Origin of the sequence: Undibacterium sp. Di27W (assembly GCF_049340345.1) — a bacterium.
Taxonomy (GTDB): domain Bacteria; phylum Pseudomonadota; class Gammaproteobacteria; order Burkholderiales; family Burkholderiaceae_D; genus Undibacterium.
Genome location: NZ_JBMPOS010000008.1, coordinates 150,910 through 171,890 on the forward strand (window position 1 = coordinate 150,910; position 20,981 = coordinate 171,890).

Annotated in this window: 18 protein-coding genes; 11 read left to right on the plus strand and 7 right to left on the minus strand. The window is 52.8% G+C overall.

Translation table 11 applies throughout. The annotated features are described in order from the left end of the window. Positions 1-51: 51 nt before the first annotated feature. A complete protein-coding gene (locus ACO0LF_RS17305; protein ID WP_423016152.1) occupies positions 52-678 on the minus strand; it encodes a LysE/ArgO family amino acid transporter in 627 nt (208 codons plus the stop codon). A 132-nt stretch (positions 679-810) separates the two neighbouring features. On the opposite strand from ACO0LF_RS17305, the gene ACO0LF_RS17310 reads away from it, so the two are divergent. After that, entirely contained in the window at positions 811-1,263 is a 453-nt protein-coding gene (locus ACO0LF_RS17310; protein WP_423016154.1) for an Lrp/AsnC family transcriptional regulator, read from the plus strand. Between the two features lie 840 nt (positions 1,264-2,103). Next, positions 2,104-2,790 carry a flavin reductase family protein gene (locus ACO0LF_RS17315; protein ID WP_423016156.1) on the plus strand — a complete coding sequence of 229 codons (687 nt, stop codon included), beginning with the start codon at positions 2,104-2,106 and terminating at the stop codon, positions 2,788-2,790. On the opposite strand, the gene ACO0LF_RS17320 is transcribed toward ACO0LF_RS17315, so the two are convergent. After that, positions 2,787-3,998 (minus strand): hypothetical protein, encoded by a 1,212-nt coding sequence (locus tag ACO0LF_RS17320; RefSeq protein WP_423016158.1) that lies wholly within the window; start codon positions 3,996-3,998, stop codon positions 2,787-2,789. The two genes, ACO0LF_RS17315 and ACO0LF_RS17320, sit on opposite strands and share 4 nt — an antisense overlap. A 332-nt stretch (positions 3,999-4,330) precedes the next feature. Here ACO0LF_RS17320 and ACO0LF_RS17325 point away from each other — a divergent pair, with 332 nt between their 5' ends. Continuing rightward, the gene (locus ACO0LF_RS17325) at positions 4,331-6,319 is read left to right on the plus strand and encodes an OPT family oligopeptide transporter (protein WP_423016160.1); all 1,989 of its coding nucleotides are present in this window, start codon (positions 4,331-4,333) and stop codon (positions 6,317-6,319) included. Between the two features lie 224 nt (positions 6,320-6,543). Here the strand turns inward: ACO0LF_RS17325 and ACO0LF_RS17330 are convergent, their stop codons facing one another. Continuing rightward, entirely contained in the window at positions 6,544-7,179 is a 636-nt protein-coding gene (locus tag ACO0LF_RS17330) for a TetR/AcrR family transcriptional regulator (RefSeq protein WP_423016162.1), read from the minus strand. A gap of 82 nt (positions 7,180-7,261) precedes the next feature. Between ACO0LF_RS17330 and ACO0LF_RS17335 the strand changes: the two genes are divergently transcribed. Continuing rightward, the gene (locus ACO0LF_RS17335) at positions 7,262-8,254 is read left to right on the plus strand and encodes an alpha/beta fold hydrolase (RefSeq protein ID WP_423016164.1); all 993 of its coding nucleotides are present in this window, start codon (positions 7,262-7,264) and stop codon (positions 8,252-8,254) included. A gap of 114 nt (positions 8,255-8,368) precedes the next feature. Here ACO0LF_RS17335 and ACO0LF_RS17340 read toward each other — a convergent pair whose 3' ends face one another. Both ACO0LF_RS17340 and ACO0LF_RS17345 read right to left on the minus strand, forming a co-directional pair. Further along, a complete protein-coding gene (locus tag ACO0LF_RS17340; RefSeq protein WP_423016166.1) occupies positions 8,369-8,749 on the minus strand; it encodes a VOC family protein in 381 nt (126 codons plus the stop codon). Then, positions 8,746-9,330: a hypothetical protein gene (locus tag ACO0LF_RS17345; protein ID WP_423016168.1), complete on the minus strand. Its 585-nt coding sequence runs from the start codon at positions 9,328-9,330 to the stop codon at positions 8,746-8,748. The genes ACO0LF_RS17340 and ACO0LF_RS17345 overlap by 4 nt, the downstream gene beginning before the upstream one ends. A gap of 106 nt (positions 9,331-9,436) precedes the next feature. On the opposite strand from ACO0LF_RS17345, the gene ACO0LF_RS17350 reads away from it, so the two are divergent. From ACO0LF_RS17350 to ACO0LF_RS17360, 3 genes are all read left to right on the plus strand, one after another. Further along, positions 9,437-10,414 (plus strand): LysR substrate-binding domain-containing protein, encoded by a 978-nt coding sequence (locus tag ACO0LF_RS17350; RefSeq protein ID WP_423016170.1) that lies wholly within the window; start codon positions 9,437-9,439, stop codon positions 10,412-10,414. 144 nt (positions 10,415-10,558) lie between these two features. Next, entirely contained in the window at positions 10,559-13,018 is a 2,460-nt protein-coding gene (locus ACO0LF_RS17355; RefSeq protein WP_423016172.1) for a DUF6600 domain-containing protein, read from the plus strand. Between the two features lie 290 nt (positions 13,019-13,308). Then, positions 13,309-14,703, plus strand: coding sequence for an MBL fold metallo-hydrolase (locus ACO0LF_RS17360; protein WP_423016174.1), 1,395 nt, complete (start codon positions 13,309-13,311; stop codon positions 14,701-14,703). 8 nt (positions 14,704-14,711) lie between these two features. Here the strand turns inward: ACO0LF_RS17360 and ACO0LF_RS17365 are convergent, their stop codons facing one another. Both ACO0LF_RS17365 and ACO0LF_RS17370 read right to left on the minus strand, forming a co-directional pair. Next, positions 14,712-15,329 carry a hypothetical protein gene (locus tag ACO0LF_RS17365; RefSeq protein ID WP_423016176.1) on the minus strand — a complete coding sequence of 206 codons (618 nt, stop codon included), beginning with the start codon at positions 15,327-15,329 and terminating at the stop codon, positions 14,712-14,714. Between the two features lie 169 nt (positions 15,330-15,498). Beyond that, positions 15,499-16,113 carry a DUF4337 domain-containing protein gene (locus ACO0LF_RS17370; RefSeq protein WP_423016178.1) on the minus strand — a complete coding sequence of 205 codons (615 nt, stop codon included), beginning with the start codon at positions 16,111-16,113 and terminating at the stop codon, positions 15,499-15,501. Positions 16,114-16,323: 210 nt separating this feature from the next. Here ACO0LF_RS17370 and ACO0LF_RS17375 point away from each other — a divergent pair, with 210 nt between their 5' ends. From ACO0LF_RS17375 to ACO0LF_RS17390, 4 genes are read left to right on the plus strand one after another with little or no spacing between them, the layout of a single operon-like run. Next, the gene (locus tag ACO0LF_RS17375) at positions 16,324-17,577 is read left to right on the plus strand and encodes a sensor histidine kinase (protein ID WP_423016180.1); all 1,254 of its coding nucleotides are present in this window, start codon (positions 16,324-16,326) and stop codon (positions 17,575-17,577) included. Then, complete coding sequence (locus tag ACO0LF_RS17380; protein WP_423016181.1) at positions 17,570-18,340, plus strand: LytR/AlgR family response regulator transcription factor; 771 nt, start codon at positions 17,570-17,572, stop codon at positions 18,338-18,340. The genes ACO0LF_RS17375 and ACO0LF_RS17380 overlap by 8 nt, the downstream gene beginning before the upstream one ends. Before the next feature lie 2 nt (positions 18,341-18,342). Then, positions 18,343-19,782, plus strand: a complete 1,440-nt coding sequence (locus ACO0LF_RS17385; protein WP_423016182.1) for a DUF4407 domain-containing protein — start codon at positions 18,343-18,345, stop codon at positions 19,780-19,782. 42 nt (positions 19,783-19,824) lie between these two features. After that, on the plus strand, positions 19,825-20,859 hold the full coding sequence (locus ACO0LF_RS17390; protein WP_423016183.1) for a WD40/YVTN/BNR-like repeat-containing protein: 1,035 nt from the start codon (positions 19,825-19,827) through the stop codon (positions 20,857-20,859). Positions 20,860-20,981: the final 122 nt, after the last annotated feature.

Genomic DNA, 20,981 nt, shown 5'->3' on the forward strand with positions numbered 1-20,981 from the left:
GGCAGAATTCTAACCGAAAGTGCCATTCAGCAACAATTTCTTGTGCCTGGCTTAAGTGAATGACCACATAAGTTGCCATAGCTGCCAGAGCGCGAAACCCAGCAGCAGAAGACCACCGACGCGATTGATGACAGTCAACAAACCCGTCCCCACTTGCCTGCTCAGCAAGGCCACACCCGCACTGAGCATCAGCCACCAGATCGCGGATCCCAGGAACACCCCCAGCACCATCAACCCTGCCGCCGCATGACCCAGCACTTTAGGCCCGGCTATGCTGGCAAAGACGGCAATAAAAGAGATGATGGTCATGGGGTTGGCCAGGGTCAGGGCAAATACCGAGAAGAAAGCCTTGCCTGTACTTTGTCCAGTGACACTCGCTGCCTTTCCTGCATCACTGCTTGCCAGCAGCAGTTTCACACCCATCCAGCCCAGGAACAAGGCGCCACCTATGGCCAGTGGCGTACTCAGCGAGACAAAATAATCAGTCACCGCCACCATGCCAAATGCCCCTAGCGCACCGTACACTGCATCCGCGCAAGCTGCCCCCATGCCACTGACAAAGCCGGTGCGCATGCCCTGCGCCAAAGTGCGCTGTATGCATAGCAAACCTATGGGACCAACTGGCGCAGCAATCGACAGCCCTATCAGCATGGCTTTAAAAAATAAACTTGCTTCCATCTTTGCCTCTGGTTATCACATAAGGAACATCCATTATGAAGATTTGCAAAGCCCATTAACATGGAATAATTCAGGTAAAACTGCTACATTGCCTTCACTATTCTTGCGTATCCGCACTGGAACTTAAATATCATGGATATCGACACCAAAGCCTGGAAAATCCTGGCCGCCCTGCAACGCGACGCCCGCATCTCATTGAAGGCACTGGCCGACGAAACCGGCCTGTCCCTGCCTGCCACGTCCGAGAGAGTCAAGCGCCTGGAAGAAGCCGGTGTCATCAAAGGCTACCGCGCTGAGGTACATGCCGAATCCATAGGCCTGCAAGTCCAGGCTGTTATCGGCATCACCGTGCCTCAACCACAAAAAGCCAGCCTCATCGACCATCTCAAATCCTTGCCAGAAGTGCTGGAATGCCTGCATGTGACGGGACAGGATTCTTTTTTGCTACGCGTTGCGACCAGGGACTTGCGGCATCTGGAAAGCTTTGTGGGGAATATTAATCATTATGGCGAGACGCGTACTTCCATCATTATGTCTGCGCCTATACCTTTAAGGGCTTTGATGCCGGTGGCAGGGGCTACTTGATTTACTTTATCCGATAGCAAGAGTGCTACTTGTCGTATTGACGTTGTTGTTGGGTTTGAAGTTGCTTTTGATTTTCCGCAGTTCCCATGTGTCGACGCCGTTTGTGCAGTACAGAAAATGGAGAGAGAAGGACCGCTGTTTGAGGTGTAGCAGGGGGTTCGTGCAGCACTGCTGCGCGCCTGCGTAACGGCATGCGCTTGCAAGCGCATGTTCCTAAGGGCAAGGCCGAAGCGAGTTTCGGGCCTTCCCATTTTTTGTACTGCATAAACGGGAACCCCCTTCAGGGGGATGTTGGCAGGGTTTCGCAAAGCATGCTTTGCGCTGACAACATCTAAGCCGCTTGCAAGCGGCGCAGTGGAATCGATGCCTGGGTCGCCTTTTTGGCCCACCTTTTTTGGCGAGACAAAAAGGTGGGTAGCTGCCGGTCTACCACCGGCCGGCAATCTAAAATCACGTGCGCAGGTAGTTAAAAACGAACTCAGAAATATCGCTTCGTTTTTTAAGAATACGTTGATCGTAGGCCGAGTGTTGGGCTGATAAAGCATAGCCCAACCTACGTCCCCAAAACCTGCAATCGCAAATTAACGAATGCAGCTATTTTAAATCGACTCACAAAATCACACGATTCTGACATTAATAAACTGCACGACACACCACGAACGCCGCTGGAGCGCCAGCCCGGTGGAATGACGTTAATTATATTGTCGATGATTCATAAGCTATCCATGCAGGATAGGCTTGCCATTCAAGTCGAAATCCTCCGTCCGTTTCCAGCCAGCCCAAACAAAAAACACCCCGCATACTCCCTCCATCAAACAACAAACAACATGCGAGGACACCATGCACATCAGCAGCGAATCCGCCATACTGTATTTCGGCACTCCCGTCATCCTGGTCAGCACTGTCAATGAAGATGGCAGTTTTAACCTGGCCCCTATCTCGTCCATTTTCTGGCTGGGCTGGCGCGCCGTCATCGGTGTAGGGTCCAGCTCACAAACTGCGCGTAACCTGAAAAGAAATGGCCAGTGCGTACTCAACCTCGCATCTGTAAATGAAGTAGCCGCGGTCAACAAACTGGCGTTGACGACAGGCTCGGATGCGATGTCGCCCTGGAAGGCAGCGCGTGGCTACCGGCTGGAGAGAAATAAATTTGAACTGGCAGGCTTGACGCCGCAAGCCTCAGAAACCGTGCAGGCAGCACGGGTACAGGAATGCCTGGTGCAGCAGGAATGCACAGTCGCTGCCATGCATGGCATAGCCGAAGATGAAGCCATGCTCAAGGGTGGCATACTGACCTTCGAGTTGCGCATACAACGCCTGCATGTCGATGCATCACTACTGCTGGATGGGAATCCTGACCGCATAGACCCGGACAAATGGAAACCGCTGATCATGAGCTTCCAAAAATTCTATGGGCTCGATAATCAGCAAGTGCATACATCGACCCTGGCTAGCATACCGGAGAAGGCTTACCGCAGCCCGGATGTCGACAAGGCCCGTCAAATAGCTAACCTCGCAGAGTCTTAGACCCTCATCATCGAAGCAGTCCTGGGCTTGGACAACAACTCGGCAAAGACTTGCCAGCGGCTTTGTTCATCGCCCGGCTTGGCCAGTTTTTCTACATAGGCCTTGGTCATATCCTGGCCAAGGTTGTAGTTGATGACGTAGGAGCGATGTTTTTCCATGAAGCGCAGGCGTTGCCGCGATCTGGCTTCGTCAGACAAGGCGTATTTCATCAGCATGGCGACGGCGGCTTCGGTGTCGATATCACCATCGAGATACAGCTTGGCGACCATATTGCCGGCATAAGTCAGCTTTTGCAGGATTGCCTGCAACTGGTAATAATGTTCTACCTTGGCCGGGTCTATGCCTGCCAGCGGGAACAATACTTCTTTTTCAAAAGCCAGGCGCTCGGCATGCGGAAACGCGACTTCTATGCCGTAGTTGGCACTGCCCTCGGCCAGGAAGGACATGGGTGAGTACAGGGGGTAGACGCTGTATTCTACCCAGGCATTTTCATTGACCAGGTGTTTTTCTATGAGCAGATTGAAGACATGGTGACCAGGATAGCCCTCATGGCTGGCCAGGTCGATGGCGCGGCTGATGAACATGGGGAAATCGGTATTCACCTGTATCAGGCTATAGCTATTACCCTTGTACCAGTTGTAAGCGCTCCAGACCTGGTCTTTGACATATTCAATCTCGAAATTTTCTTCTTCCGGCAGGTTGATGTATTTCCTGGTGCGGGCGCGCGATTCATGGATGGCGGCTTTGAAGACGACATCAAGCTTGTCTTGCGGGATTTCAAATTGCTTGGCGTAGGCACTCAAACGGGTATTCAAGTCGCCTTCACCGGGTAAGAGCTGGCTCAGTTCAAGCAGGATGGGGTCAAAGTCTGCAGGACTCAGGTCAGGTGAACGGGCATCGTATAAAGCCACAGACTCTTCATCGAAAGACAGTTTATGGCCTGCCAGATAGGCGACGTAAGTGCGCACGGCAGCGACATGCAGGCGCAAAAAATCCTGGCGCAGCTCTTGCCCAGCCTCCGCTGGTGGCAGGGACTGTGCCTGTTTCGTCAACTCTTCCGCTTGCTGCAACAAGTCGGGCAGAGGCAGTTTCTGCGACGCCGCCTGCCATTTTGGCGGGCCATAATAGGCATCGACATAGCCGGGATCATGCTGGCCTGTTGCCAGGACCAGTTTTACATAAGCTTCTGCTACTTGATTGAGTGTCATGATCGATGCCATCAGCGTTCTCCGCATATATTTAATAAGACATTTTGTTGCCAGCATTTTACTGCTATTGGACAGAGGGTAACTGTTCAAATTCACGTCTATTTTCACAGCGCAGTGCACAAAAATTGACATGACCTCCAGCTAACACTATATTGCGCTACCGCCTGAGCTCATGCATATAAAAAATGAGCCATGGCGTAACACTGAGGATAGATACGCAGCCCACAAGGCAGCCAATCACAATCAGGACTTACGCAAAATTGTTACTGCCAGTCTTTGCTGCGCAGTCGGGGTGGTTTTGCGCAAGTCCTCACATAAAAAATGGAGGATACATGGCTCTGCAGCAGTTGGATGATGAACAGATACGCACCTGGACACGAAGACAAAAGGATCAATGGTGGTTTGACAATGTCTACCGCAAGGATATGGCACAGTTGACCCTGCGCTCTGCCCTGACTGGTTTCTTGCTGGGTGGCATACTGGCCGCCACTGCCCTGTATATCGGTGCCAAGACCGGTATCGGTATCGGTGTGGGTCTGACGTCGGTGATTTTGTCGTTTGCGATTTTCCGCATCCTGCATAGCCTGGGTTTGACTGCCGATTACAGCATACTGGAAAACAATTGTACCCAGTCCATCGCTACAGCGGCTGGCTACATGGTCAACCCGCTGATTTCCAGCCTGGCAGCCTATATGCTGATTACAGGGAAAATCATCCCCTGGTGGCAAATGATCATCTGGATCTGCGTCGTGGCTTTAATCGGCGTGCTGGTGGCCTTTCCCCTCAAGCGCCGCTTTGTCAATGAAGACCAGCTTCCTTTCCCTGAAGGCCGTGCCTGCGGCGTGGTGCTTGATTCGCTGTATACCGATGGTGCCGGTGCCGGCCTCTACAAGGCCAAGCTGCTTGGCTATACCAGCCTGTTTTCCGGTTTTTACCAGCTCATCGTCAGCGATGGCTGGATGCGCCTGATACAGTTCAAGATTTTGCGCATGGATAAATGGACCGGCATGACAGAAGCCTGGAGCCTGCCTGAACGTCTGGATACTTATTACTATACGGCGGCTACCAAGCTGCATTGGGCAATACCGAATATCCTGGGCACCGATATACGCCAGCTCGGCTTGCGTCTGAATCTCGACGTTGCCATGATGGGGGTAGGCGGACTGATGGGCATACGGGTTGCCAGCAGCGTCATGCTGGGTGCCTTCATCAATTTTGTTCTGCTTGCTCCTTGGATCATACAAAGAGGCGAAATCGTCTCGCGCACCTTGCCAAATGGCACGGTAGTACCAATCTCGCGCACCGAGATCGTCAATCAATGGGGTCTGTGGTGGGCGGTGACCATGATGGTGGTCGGTGCCATGGTCGGCTTGCTGGCCAAGCCTGAATTGTTCAAGGCAGCCTTCAAATCCCTGAGCGGCAAAGGCAACAAGGAAAAAGATACCGGCCCTGATCCGTTGAAAGAGGTAGAAGTACCTTTGTGGATATCGTTTGTTGGTGTACCTATCCTCTGCGGTATCGCAGCCTGGTTGATCAATGTCTTGTTTGGTGTGTCTTACATCATGGCCTTGATTTCCTTCCCGCTGATTTTCGTCCTGACCGTGATTTGTATCAATGCCATGGCCCTGACTTCCTGGGCACCGATAGGTGCGCTGGCCAAGATCACGCAATTCAGCATGGGAGCAATCGACCGCAGCAATCCGGCCACCAATTTGCTGCCTGCCGGTATGACTGCAGACATCGCCTTTAATGCCTCTTCACTGCTGTCGGATATCAAGCCTGGCTATATGCTCGGCGGCAAACCAAGGCATCAGGTGATCGGCCATATTATCGGCATTTTCTCTGGCACACTGGCTTGCGTTCCGCTGTTCTTCCTGCTGTTCCTGCCGCCCGATGCTGAAGGTCTGCGCAGCCCAGCAACGATAGTCAGCGACCAGTTTGCCTTCCCTAGCGCCTTGCAATGGAAGGGTGTAGCTGAGATCATCGCCAAAGGTGTCAGCGGTTTGCCGACTTCAGCCATCATTGCCATGGCGGTAGCTGGCCTGTGCGCAGCCTTTATTGAAATCGGCAATATCATCACCCGTGGCCGCCTGCCGCTGTCTGCGGTTTCCATAGGCCTGGGTGTGGTCTTGCCACCTGAGTCCTGCTTCGCCATGTGGATAGGTGCCTTGATATTCTGGTACATGGGTAAGAGAAATGCTGAAAAAGGCACGAAGGGACATACTTTCTGGGTAGAGGGCTGCGAAGCCATCAGCGCCGGTTTGATCTCTGGTGCGGCTATCCTGGGTATCGGTAATGCTATTATTAATGTGATGATGTAGTTGCACATTTGTAGGTTGGGCCGGGCCTCGCTAGGCTACAGGGTGTCACCCAACACTCGGCGTTTAAATAACGTATACGTTTGCAGTTTTGTAGGTTGGGCTGCGGTTTACTAGCCCAACACTCGGCTTTAAATAACGTATACGTTTGCAAAGGCCCAGTGTTGGGCTGATGAAACGTAGCCCAACCTACGAAGTCCCCTCAACCTACGAAGTTATTTCCAAATCTATACCTGCAAATACCTCTGCAGCATACCAACCAGTTCTTCTTTCCCTCTTAACTGAAACTCCGCCGTAGCCTGGTCTATCACCAGCCTGTGGGTGAAGTGTTCTATCGTGTGCACCACGAAATAAGCCTGCATCTGGCGGTCTGCATGGGCTGCCACATCGCTGCGCAGGCTCAGGCAGCGTGCTACTTCAGCGATCAGGAATTGTTCTGCCTGCCTGGCGGTTTGTCGCAAATCTGCCGGTAGCAAGCCTTCTTCATACAGCAATCTATGCAGGCCGGGATTGTGTTCATGCAGCGCCAGCATATGGTCGACGATGTCATTCAGGGTGGCAGGAAGTGACTGCTGACTGCTGCGCAGGGTTTCCAGCATGCGTATGGCAAGGGCCAGGCCCTCGGCCAGATGCTGCTCTGCCAGGGCCGTCAGGATCGCATCTTTGCTGAGGAAGTATTGGTAGAGTGACCCTATCGAGACCCCGGCCCGGCTGGCAATGCGGGAAGTGGTGCCAGCGGCATAACCATACTCATCGAAAATATGAATAGCAGCTTCCATGATGGCTTGCACGGTCATCCTGGATCTTTGCTGCAAGGGCTGTTTTAAAGGCTGGGTTATAGGCTGACTACGCGATTTGCTCATGGTAAAAGCAGGCTCCAGAATGCGAATAGACAATATGAATGATTATTCATATTATAGTCCAGCACGATTACCGGACTCCAATATGAAGATGAAGCAAGCACGCTCTGAGCAAACTTACTGGCATTGCTACCACGAACCAGCCCTGCTGGCACGGGTGCTGGCCGTCGTGCAAACCCGCCATCTGCTCTCCACAGGGGTGGAATTGCATATAGACTTGTACCAGCAGGCAAACCCGGCAGCCCCGGTGCTGGTACTCAATCATGGCGGTGGCGGTTATGGTGGTTTATTCGTTGGACTGGCACTGGCATTTTATGAGCAAGGCTATACCGTCATCGTACCCGACCAAAAAGGCCAGGGCCGCTCTGGCGGTGCCATGGGCGATTTTACGGTAGCAGAGGCAGTGCAAAACATCGTCGATGTGGCCACCTGGGCCAGGCAGGAATTCAGCGGCCCCTTGTATCTGTGCGGCGGCAGCATAGGTGGTGGCCTGACTTATGCCGCCGCCGCTGCGCTGGTTAAATTGGGCCAACCGCCGGTTGCTGCCGTCTGCCTGAACCTGTATGACTTCGGTGACCCGGCCACCGGGCTGGCGTTTACCCGCTTTGCAGGTTTAGCAAACATCCCCGGTCTGGCCAGGGCATGCAGAGCCATGAGTGGCTTGCTGGCAAAAATCGCACCGCGCCTGCGCCTGCCCTATCGCCCGCTGGCGCGCTTTGACAACATGATGGATGAACGTGATTTGGCCCTGGGTTTCTATGCCAAATGGCAAGCTGATCCTTTGACTTTACGCACAGTCACGGCCCGCTATTTTGCCAGCATGCTCAATACCCCTTTTGCCATAGCACTGGAAGAAAATAGCGAGCTGCCGGTGCTGGTCATCAACCAGCAACGTGACAAGATGGTCAAGCCGCAACTGACGCTGGATTGCTACCAGCGCCTGGCGGGTAAAAAAACTTATGCAGAAATCGACTGGGGACATTTCTCTCTTTTGCCAGCATTCAATGCCGAACTAGTCCAGCTTGGTAGGCGTTGGCTGGCCAGCCTTGCCCATGCTGACTTGCAGGAGCGGCTTTAGCCGCGAACATTTTTTACGCAGGCCATACGTTATGTGAGCTTGCGGCATTTGCTGTTCGCGACTGAAGTCGCTCCTACCAGTATCAGCGCCAAGTATCAGCACCATGCATCAGCGCTAGCCGACCACCTCTGCCCCTGGCGCATAGTAAGTGATTTCAAAACGTATACCGTCAACATCCTTCATGAACAAGGCCAGTGAGCCACCCAGGTTTTTCATATCCGGCACTTCAAATCCTGCCTCTTTCATGGTCTGGCGTATCTGCATGACCTGCTCTGCCGATGTCGCACCAAAACCCAGGTGGTTCATGCCTGCACCATAACGTTCATAAGGGCGGGTATCAGGATGGGCCTGCATGAACTGGAAAAAGAAACCCTTACCATCGGTCCAGACCTGGGGTTTGCTCTCGACAAAGCCCAGTTGCGGCAACAGGCATTCATAGTAGGGCATGCAGATTTCCAGTGAACTTACCAGCAGGGAAATATGGTCTATCTTCATTTGCTGGCTCCTGCTGCTGTTGCTGGCAAGGGCAAGGGATTGTGCGGGCTTTCACTATCCCAGGTTTCTGACAATATCCAGTAACGCTGGCCATCGAAATACAGCTGGATATTATTGATGCCGCGACTCGTCACTGCCCCATCTGGGGTTTGCCGTGTTTCATACGTGCTCCAGATATGGATGGAGTTGCCAAAGCTTTTTACTTCGCGCTTTATTTCACGCTCATAAAAACCAGCATCGTAGACAGGCTTGCTCCAGGCATGGAATTCTTGTATGGAAAAAGCCAGCAGGCTGGGTTTATCATTCTTATCATGTAATAAGGGGAAGATTTGTGCCCTGGGATGATGCAGTGAAAGATCCCTGGCTACATTGCGTGGCGTATTGGCCGGGCCTGAGACAACATCATAATAGGCGTGCATAATGCCATCGATGCTGCTGACATCGGCTGCCAGCGGATAAGCTGGCGCTTCAGCAGCAAATGCTGGTTTCAAGAACAGACTCAATAACATGATACTGGCAAAAAAACTCACCCGTATTTGTTGCGCTGAAAAACTGGCCTTGCTGATATGTTGATTTGTCATGCGAACTCCTTGTTAAGAAGTCCGCAGTATCTTTTAGCCGCATCATACTGACTAGCGACAAATATGCGCCAGGGTATAGAGAAAATTTAGTCAGATAAATATTGCCATGCGAAAAATTCCAGGTTTGAATGATTTACGTGTTTTTGAAGCAGCAGGCCGCCTGCAGAATTTTCGGCTGGCCGGGCAAGAGCTCAGCCTCACGCACAGTGCGGTCAGCCATCGCATACGCTCACTGGAAGAGCAACTGGGGCTGGAGCTATTCGAGCGCCAGAATGGCGTCAGGCTGACCGATGCCGGGCGGGAATTGCATGCAGCAGTGACACTCTCGCTGGATCAACTGGGCACAGCCATAGACCGCATCGGCCAGCATCACCGCAGCCCACGCCAGGTGGTGAGGATAGCCAGCCTGCCAGCGTTTGCCGCTTACTGGCTACTACCCAGATTGCATGATTTTTATTTGCTACACCCTGAGATTTCGCTGCAGATACAGGCCGGTATAGAACTGGCTGAACTGGGAGAAAACGGCGTCGACCTGGCACTGCGTTTTGGCAAGGGTAGCTGGCCGAACGTGCAAAGCAACAAATTCCTGGATGAATATTATTACCCGGTCGCTTCACCGGATTGCATCGCCAGACTGCAGCTAGGCGCTACGGCCGATTTATTGAATCTGCCCTTGCTGGTACATGCCAATACCATAGGTGCAGGTTCATCCTGGTCGGTGTACTTCAAGGCCCTGGGTCTGCATGCACAACAGACACTGCGTAGTACAAGCTTTGATGACAGTAACCTGGTCTTGCAAGCAGTCGAGCATGGACATGGCATTGCCTTTGAGCGCCATAGCCATGTCAGCGCCCGCATTAAATCCGGCGATTTGCAAAGGCTGTTTGATAGCGGTGTGCGCAGCCACAATCACTACTATTTACTTTCCACCAAACAGGGTATGAATATCCCTGCGGTACTGTGTGTACATGACTGGCTCATGGAGCAAGCTCGGGAATTTTCCGTGCAAAGCGCGGCAGAGCTGGCATCTATACGATGGTTGGGTGAACTTGAACAGGATAGTTCATCCGGCAGAATGCGATGAATATGAAGGACCAGGACAACACAAGCAGTAAGCTTGCTACAAAAAAATACAAAAATTGTGACATTTCCTGCCATCCAAATGGGTGGCTCGCGCGTTAAGGCTAGAACTAGTCACTTTTATTGACCCATGCCGGGGAAAAAATCCATGCCTGCCTCAGATACGCTACACCTGCTCGCCAGAGCCCGCCGTGCTCCCCTGTTAAAAATTGCCGCATTGGCAGTGGCCAGCCTGTTTGTGCTGGCACCTGTACATGCCCAGGATGAGCCACCAGGCCGCGTCGCCAGGGTCAGTTATGCCTATGGCAATATTGGTTTTGCTGATGCAGGCACGAACAACTGGGGCACGCTGACAGCGAACCGCCCCATCTCTACAGGCGACAGCCTGCAAGTCCCCTTTGCCGGCAAGGCAGAATTGCATGTAGGCCCGAATGCCTTGCGCATGCAGGAAAACACACTCTTGAGCTTTAGCCTGCTTGACGATGACAATACCCAGATAGACTTGAACCAGGGCAGTATCGTGATACGCGTGCGCGCTCTCAGCAATAGAGAAAATTTTGACATACGCACACCCAACCTGGTGTTCTCGCTGCAAGAACCTGGCGAATACAGGATCAATGTCAATGACGACAATACCACGACCGTGCAAGTACGGCGCGGTACTGCGATAGCCCATGGCGAGCGCGATACCATCACCATCAGGCAAGGTGAGCAAACCCGCTTCTCAGGTAGTAACCTGCAACACATGTCCATAGGCAATGTCTCGCCTCTTGATACTTTTGATTTGTGGGCGGCAGACCGTGACCGTGCGGAAGAAAATGTGGAAACCGTACGCTATGTTTCGCGTGAAGTCATAGGCTATGAACAACTGGATCAATATGGCGCATGGGAAACCACCACCGACTATGGTGCAGTATGGTATCCGCGCCAGGTCAGCGCCAGTTGGGCACCTTACCGCGATGGCAACTGGGTCTGGGTCGCCCCCTGGGGCTGGACCTGGGTAGATCGTGCGCCCTGGGGCTTTGCCCCTTACCATTATGGCCGCTGGGCCTATGTGGGCACACGCTGGGCCTGGGTGCCCGGTCCGCGCCAGCATCATATCAGGCCAGTATATGCACCTGCCCTGGTAGCCTTTGTCGGCGGCAGCTATCTTGCCAAGCCGGGTGGCCATCAAAACCAGGCCTCGGTAGCCTGGTTCCCGCTCGGGCCTGGCGAAGTCTACAGGCCTGGTTATACCCACAATACCCAGTATATACAGCGTTTGAATCAAAGCCTGGTCGTGAATAACACCCTGGTCAGCGGGCGTTATGTGAATCAGGGCATACAGCATGCAGTCACCGTTGTGCCAACCACCACCTTTGTGCGTGGCGAGCATGTCATGCCTGTATCAAGCAGCAGGTTGTTTACGCCTATCAAGCAAAACTCCCTGGTTGCCACGGAAGCGCCGAATCTCACGCCGGGCAACAATAATCGCTTCGGCGAAACCCGCCCACGCAACGGGGGCGAAGCTGATCAATACCGCCAAAGAAACCTGGACATGCCAGCTGCCCGTGGCGACCAGCGACCCGCTGTGATCAGCAATGTCAACGAAGGCAGGCCAATATCACGTCCGGCAGAAGTGAATGCGAATACAGCGCCCGGCATGCGCCAGAATAATATAGGCGCGGGTTTGCAAAATTCCAATTCGTTCACCAATACACCGAATACTCCCATTACTCCCAATGGCAGTAACCAGGGTAGTAATGTGTACACACCCCGGACACCGGCCAACCTTACGCCACAGAATGGCAATTCTGCAGGGATCAATATTGCGCCTGCAGTCAATGCGCCTGTGCATAACCCCGTCAATGGCATCACTCCTGCACCAAACCAGATTCGCCCAGCGGAGAGGATAGAAAATAACGACAGATCAGCCAGGCCAGGCAATACCTGGAACAATGAGGCGGGCAATAACCAGCCACGCTCTTATGGCAATGGCATGCCAAATAACGGGAATGCACCGGTGAATGTCAATACCCAGCGTCCCATACAGAATCAGCCTGCCAACACCATCAATGTCGCGCCGGTTGCCAATCCACCTGTCAACCAGCAATTGCATACACCGACGGGCAATACGCCAGTCAATAATGCCATCATGGCGCCCGCAAACACGAACCAGAACCGGCCCGTCGAGAATTTCGACAGATCAGCCCGGCCTGTGAATAACTGGAATAATAATGGCCAGCCAGAAATGCGCGAGAGACAGCCTGAGCGTAATATCGAACGCGGCAATGACAGAGCAATAGAGCGCAGACCGACCGTGAATGCGGCAGAAAGACCAGTGCCCCAGGTACCGCTGATCCAGCCTGCACCACAGGCGCAACCCATGCCGCAACCGGTTTATCAACCAGCGCCACAGCCAGCCCGTATGGAAAGCAGACCGGCCCCTATGCCCATGCCAGTTGCTGCACCAACACCTGCCCCGGCACCACGCGCCATGCCAGCGCCAATGCCTATGCCATCAGCAGCCCCCGCGCCCAGGCCAGCTCCTGCTCCGGCCCCGGCAGAAAAAGCCAGGGACAAAGAGGATCCACGCAATCCCAAAAAGAATGGCAACAATGAACGCTGAACACTAAATACTGGACTGACTACATCAACTCATCCTTAGGAAAGAAGAGTTGGTGTGGCCATTCAATCCTGGTGAATCAGTTGCGTATCAGTTGCTTATCAGTTGCTTGCCAGCCGCTTCAATATGGCATTAAACAGTGCGTATTTTTCTTTTTCCACTGACTCATAAATCGCCATAGGCCAGACAAGAAACTTAGCTTTTTTTTGGGAACTTTTTCACTTTCTTCCTGCCGAAAGTGGCATGCGGCCAAATGGCATGCATATCACCTTATGCGATGTGAAAGAGAACCCATGATGCCTGCCTTAGCTACTTTGCGCTTGTTGTTACCAGCAGCGGGTATCAGCTGTTTACTCGCCTGCCAGAATACACAGGCACAAACTGTCAACCCACTCACTGCCGCCATACTGGATATGCAGGGTACGCGTCTGGCGTCGCATCAAGCTGCCACGCCACAATCTGCTACGCAGGAAATCAAGCTCAAGCAGCAATTGATCTTGCAAAAAGATGGACAATTCCGTGCCATCAGTGACTCTCTCTGGCCAGGCAATATCCGCTTTCATTTCCTGTCTACGGGTAACAAGGATGGCATGGCTGTGGTTGATTTGCTGCAATGGCGGCAAGGTGTGGAAATTGAAAGAAACAATGCCGCAGAAGCAAGGAAAGCCTATGCTGATTTCCTCTTCCTGGTCCCGGCTTTCTTGCAGCAACAAGCCAGCAATTCTCAATCTGCCGCCCTGCCTGGTGACAGCAGTGGCAAATACGAGCAAGTCAGTTTCAACGATGTCGCTGGCCGGCCAGCCAGCATGATCATAGAACGCAGCAGTGGCCAGGTGCAGAGCGCAAAAACGGCAACATCGACTTATGAATACGCTGACTACAGCAGCATCCATGATCTCAGGCAGCCGCAAAAAATCACCATGAAAAATGGCGATAAAGTGGTATTGCAATGGACCATCAATGCACAAGTTACCGAGCATGTTGATGCCCATAGTTTTGACTTGCCAGCAGGTTATATAGAAAAGCAAGACAAAGGCACATTGCGCGCCACCCAGATTGCCCCCGGCACGTATAGAGTCGATGGCAGTGAATCCGGTTATCACACCGGCTTTTCCGTAGGCAGCCACAGTGTGGCAATCTATGACGCACCGATCAACACTACAGAAGCTGCCAAGGTCAAGGCGCTCATAGAACAGACTGCACCCGGTCGCAAGCTGGCCTATATCGTCTTGTCACACACCCATCGCGACCATATAGGCGGCACCCCTTCCTACGCACAGGAAGGCGTACAGATACTGACAGGTAAAGATGGCAAACTGGCAGTAGAGCGTCAATTGGGGCAGCCTGTAGCCAGCAAGGTTGTTGAGGTCACGGAACAGCGCGAGCTTGATCTGGGCGGGCGTAGCATACGCATCTACCCTATGGTCAGCAGCCATGCCTCAGACATGCTGGTGGCTTATGATAAAAATAGCCAGACCCTGTTCCAGGGCGACTTGTTTTATCTGCCAGAAATTGGACCTATCCCTCCGCTATTTGATGTAGGCCTGGAACTGGACAGCCTGATCAGACAACAGCAGCTACAAGTACAACAACTGGTAGGTGTGCACGGCCGCAGTGGCAGCCTGCAAGAATTTCAAAAAGCACTGGAATTGAGAATGGCAGCAAAGTCAGACGCTGGGAAAACCTGAGCATAAGCTCAGTCCATGACGACATTTTCCAAGGTAAATTGAAAAGGCGTGGACTGCACACCCGGGCCACCGCCTGTCATGACGATATCCGCACTGGCTACCCCTAGCAGTGACAATTCTGTATTGATGTTGGAAATAATCGCCGAATTCATGACCTCACCTTGCACAACCTGTGAAACAACACCTATCCAGATAGTTGGTGTGAATTCGAACTCGGCTTTTTGCTGTGGTGCGAGGTGGGTTTTCATCGCCAGCAATTTTCCACTTTTATAAATGTAGGCATTGATAGCGCCTTTCGGCATGCTATTCAGGACTTGCGCCTGCTTGTTGCTGGTGCTATAGCCAGCATGAACCAATCTATCACCGGAAGTTGTCAAGCGCATCTCAACGAGCTGGCCATTACTTATCTCTAACTGCGGCATGTAGTTGCCATAGGCATCACTTGCGCCAACCATCATGCCCCTGGGAAAACTGAAAGGATGATTATCACCTTTCCCGCAGTACTTGATGACCATCCAGGCAACGGGCAACTCATCAAAATTTGTTGCCACATTTTTCTGGAAGATGACGATTTCAGAATTATTTGCATCATCTGATCGATTGATGAAATTGAGTGCAATAGGCATATCAAGTCCTGTACTTTGGTGACGTTTCGATGTGAATCGCAGCATTAGTATGACAAACAGAATGCGGGAAACACCCATCCATGAATAGAGAAGAAGATAACATATTTTCAACTTTTCAAATGACTTATCTCTACGTCACTTTCTCAGCACTCGTCTCTTGCCTGCTATTTCACGACAACAACATCACCAGTGCCGTAGGATGAATATGCCAGCCCATTAATCCCGCCAGACCCATGAGCACGCCAAAGCCGGTAGGTATCAGCGTCACGAAATACAGCCAGCGCTGCCTGGTCAGTGCCGTGACTGCCAGCAGGGAAATCGCAATCGCCAGCAAGGCATCTGATAAGTCAAACTGGTCGTCCTTGTAATTGGCATTGTCATAATCGACCTGATCTTGCTCAGCCTGTTTTTTCAGCTCTTCTTTTTTCTCGTGCTGCTCCTTACCCAGCTTGACATAACTGTCTATGGCGGTCTGGTACTCGGCCTTCTGGTCGGCTGGCACATTTTTAGAGGCCAGGCGCAATTGCAATTCTGTTGATTTGGCCAGTTCTTCGCGCATATTCCTGGCCTGGTAAAACGCCCAGTGATCTATCTTGTTAGCTTGCGATTGCTGCATGGCCTGGACGATATTGTCATCCTTGACCTTGCAGATACCCATGAAGGTCGCCAGCAAAGCCACCGTGATGGCAACCCAGATATTGAGTTGATTATTGGCCTTGTTTTGCTTGTTCTCTTCCTGCTGTTCTGTCAATTGCTCTACGGTTTCCATGGGATCTATGTCCATATTTACTCCTATGTTCAAAATTGCATCAAAACAGTATTGTCGCACCAAGTGCCGCTTTTGCCGATATTAAATTGCGCGGGCTATTAACTGGCTTTTACTCCCCGATTTCAAGAATTCATCCGTTTTTCTTTGTTTTCGTCGGAAAAGGCGAGACGAAAGTCGCGCAGACAATTATTCTTGGCAGCAATCGCAAATAAGAAGGAAACAATCATGTTCACGACGCTGTGGTTTATCATCCGTGCCAGTTTTGGCTGGGGCCTGGTGATCCTGTTCACCACGATATTTTTGGTCAACGGGATTTTTAGAGGCCATATACCGGATGTCTTTGTCCTCGCCCCTCTCAGTATGGTCGCCCTGGTCATGGGTATCAGCTTTTCCCATGTGCGCCGGGTGCGCCTGATTGCCAGCAAGGTCAACGCCACGACCCTGGCCAACCGCCAGCGCCGTCAGATAGAAATCCCGCTGGAAGCCAATGAAGCCTTTGAACTGGTGGATGCCGCCATCCGCGAATTGCCAGGTGCAGAAGATACCGAGAGTGCCAGAGACAGCCTGCAAATACGCGCCAAGATCAAGCGCATAGACCCTTACCAGGCGAATTTTATCGATGAATTAAAACTGCTGGATTTTTTGACGACCAAGCGTAATCAAATCCTGGCCACCATCACACCTGGTGACGGCGTCGGCAGCCTGACCCTGATTTGTGAACCTGAGCGCCCGGCCTGGACGGATTTATTCCTCGTCGATAATGGCACCAACCTGGAAAACGCCGAAGCCATCAGCCGCGCCATCACTCGCCGCATCGCGGAGCGCAGGCGCAGTGAAAAAGCCAGCACTGCGCAGTCAGTCACGGAAAAAGAATTGACGGTGGCCAAACTGAATTTGCTCCATGCCCAGGTAGAGCCCCATTTTTTGTACAACACTCTGGCCAGCGCGCAATTATTGACGCGGGCTGACCCGGCAGCGGCGGATCAAATGCTGGGCAATCTGATTACTTATTTACGCCATTCCCTGCCGCGTACGGAAGATACCGCCTCCAGCATAGGGGAAGAACTAGAAAGATCGATCGCCTATCTGGACATCATGAAGATACGTATGGGTGCGCGCCTGAATATACAAATACAAGTGCCGGCAGAATTGAAAGCCCTGCCCTTTCCCATGATGATGTTGCAAACCCTGGTGGAAAACGCCATCAAGCATGGACTGGAACCCAAGACCGGCGGCGGCACCATATGGATCATCGCCAGACAGCATGAAAACAATGTCGCCGTCACTGTGGCCGATGACGGCAATGGCCTGGGGACAGGAATTGGTGGCACCGGCATAGGTTTGAAAAATGTCCGTGAACGCTTGCGCCTGGCGCATGGTAATGCCGCGAGTTTTGTCCTGGTGGGTAATTTTCCCAGCGGCGTTGCCGCCACTATCACTGTCCCTGTCATCAAAGCCAGGGGAGAACAACATGCCTAAATGTGTCATTGCTGAAGACGAAAGCCTGTTGCGCGAAGCCTTGCTGCAGCAACTGAGCCTGGCCTGGCCAGAGCTGGACATTGCCGCTGCCTGCGATGATGGTGGCAGCGCACTGGAAGCCATCGCCGCGCACCAGCCGGATGTAGTGTTTCTTGATATCCGCATGCCAGGTTTAAGCGGCCTGGAAGTGGCCGCTGCCATGACTGAAGTCAGCCCGCATAGCCAGATCGTGTTTGTGACTGCCTATAACCAGTATGCCATTGATGCCTTTGAAAAAGGCGCGGTCGACTACCTGTTGAAACCTATCACCCAGGACAGGTTGCGGGCTACTGTCAAACGCCTGCAAATGCGGGCACTGACTGGTGCGGTGGATATACAGGCCGTCAGCGCCCTGGTACGCCAGCTCAGCGGTGGTCCGGCCGATGTGCCCAAACCAGCACCGCTGGTCTGGATCACGGCCAGTGTAGGGAATGAAACCCGGCTCATCATGGTCGATGATATTGCCTACTTCCAGGCGGACAGCAAATACACCGTGGTCATGACAGCGGAAGGTGAATCACTGTTGCGCAAACCCATACGCGATTTATTGCAAGTATTGGATAACAGCATGTTCAAGCAAATACACAGATCGACCATCGTCAATATGCGGGCGATTGCTGCCATCAGTCGTGATGACAGTGGCAGAGGTCTGGTCAAACTCAAGACCAGGCCAGAGACGCTGAGCGTCAGTCAGCCCTTCATGGTCTTGTTCAGGAATATGTAAGCATGCGCTCTCTCAATAGTCAGAATAGTCAGACATGGATGCATGCCCTGGCATACACCATGTTGTGCGCCATAGTGCATGCCAGTAAGTCATTGCTGGCCCTGTCAGCGGCGGTCAGCCTGAAGGTGCTGGATGCCCAGGATAGTGAGGGCAATTACCTGTATGCACGTGGCCGCCACAAGTATTTTGGCATAGGTGCACTGGTGATTTTCTTTGCCCTGTTTGCAGGCTATGGCATGGCCCATATGCTGGCTACCATGGTGAATGTCAGCAGCACCGGTGCCATGATTGCGGGCAGCCTGTGGGCGCTGTTCCAGTGGTGTCTGGAAAGGCAGATGATCATGTCCATACAATCCGATGCCAGCTGGCGGGCAAAGTGCATGGGCTTGTTCTGGCGCAGCCTGCTGGCGCTATTGTCGGCGATCACCATGGTCTACCCATTTTATGTCGACAGCAACCGCGCCGAGATCACCGTCAAGACCGGCGAGCTGGAACGCAGCCGCCTGATACAAAACCTGCAAAGCGCGCAACAGGCAACTGGCTTGCCCAGCTTGCAGCAGGAGGTAGCGGCATTCGACGATAAGCTGCAAAAGGCAGAAGACAAGTTGCTGAGCGAACCACCACAAATGGCAGAAATGCGCCAGCAATTACAGCTCCTGCGTGAACAGGCAAAAACCGAAGAGCGCCACAGCAATATTCAAATCGCTAACTGGCACAAAGCCATGGCGGTAGCCTTGCCTGCCGAAGCTGTCTTGCTGGAACAAAAAATCAACGCAGCACAAAACCGCATCAATGCAGCCAAAGCCAGATGCCAGCGTCAAGAGCAGGAAATCAATACTACCCTGATCGCCTGGCGCAAAGAAAAACAGGCCGAGAAAGCGCAGCTGGCAGAAGAACGTCACCAGGCAAATGCCATCGCCAGCAAGGCCAGGATAGATGCACAGGTGCTGGAAAAAGCCCAGGCTGAACATATACAGGCGGCATCGCATGCCGGTTTTGCTGCCGACTTTGCCGCCACCTGGGACATGCTGCAAAACGATATGCACAGGCGTTTGCAATTCATCTGGTGGCTGCTATGGTTTTTGACGATAGAACTGGTCGCCATCATCGTCAAGTTCACCAGCCATACCGATGTCGATGCCAGGTTGAATGCCGATGAGCATTTATTGAAACGGGCTATCAGCAGCCGAGTCAAACTGCGCCAGGAACAAATTGAAGTTGCACAATTGCGCGAGATGACAAGACTCAAGGGTGAGCGTGCTGCCCTGCAAGCAGACGATGGCATCAGCGCCGCGGCACTGGCCACCTTGCGCCGCATGCGGCATTTAGAAGAACAGGCTGAGCCTGGTTCTGGCCATATGTCTTCAGGCTTACGGTCTTTATTGCAAGACACGCTGAACACCATGAATGCGAATTTTTTGCGCTTGCTGGCACACAAATAAAGAGGTTTAATAGCGCCACGATTATTTCCAGTTCATCAGCCCATGAAACTCGCCGCCATCGCTTTCGCAATCTTGTTCAGCACCATGCACTCAGTATCTGCCGCAGATGCCTGGATAGCACAAACCAGTGGCACTGAAGTTGAGTTGCGTGGCTTGTCAGTCGTCAATAGCCAGGTTGCCTGGGCCAGCGGCGCCAGGGCCACAGTCTTGCGCACCGTGGATGGCGAACATTGGCAAAGCATGCAGGTGGCAGGTGCCGAAGGCCTGGATTTTCGTGACATCCATGCTTTTGATGCACAGCATGCCATCATCATGAGTGCCGGTCCTGGCGCTTTGTCACGCCTGTACCAAACCAGCGATGGCGGTACCAGTTGGCAGTTACTGAAAACCAATGAAGCCAAAACTGGTTTCTGGGATGCGATTTCCTTTTCCAATAGCAAACAGGGCATGCTGTTTGGCGACCCTGTCGATGGCCAGTTCCAGATCTTATCGACTAAGGATGGCGGCCAGAGCTGGCAAGAACACCGCCATGCAGGTTTGACTGCCTTAGCCAATGAAGGTGCGTTTGCCGCCAGCGGCACTTGTCTCGCCATCTACGGTAGCAAACATGCCTGGATAGTCAGCGGCAGCGCAGAACAGGCAAGGGTATTTGCCAGTAGCGATGCGGGTATGAGCTGGTCCGTTGCGAACCTGCCGCTGCCTGCGGCAGTGGCCAGCAAAGGCGCTTTCTCGGTAGCTTTTCTGGATGAAAAAAATGGCATGGCAGTTGGCGGTGATTACAAGCTCCCGCAACTCGATAGCCTGAATGGCGCACGAACTGAAGATGGTGGCAAGACCTGGCTGCCCTCACCGGTATTGCCACAGGGCTTTATGTCTGTCATCGTCACAGTACCGGGCGCTGCCCGGACTTATGTGGCGGCGGGCCTGGCCGGTTCCGGTATTTCGCGCGATGCGGGCAAGACCTGGCAAGTGCTGGCCCATACGCCCATGAATACCGTGGCCTTCGCCAATGCCCAGACTGGCTGGGCAGTTGGCCCCAAAGGTTTGCTCATGAAATTCAATTATGTGTCAAAATAGCATTTGTAGGCTATTGCGAAATTAAGACGACTCAGCCTTCTGTGCCTTGCAGCATCGCCATTCCAGCAACTACAAAGTGTCCGGTCTGTCCGCAGTGTCCGCTGATATGTCGACAAGCGGAC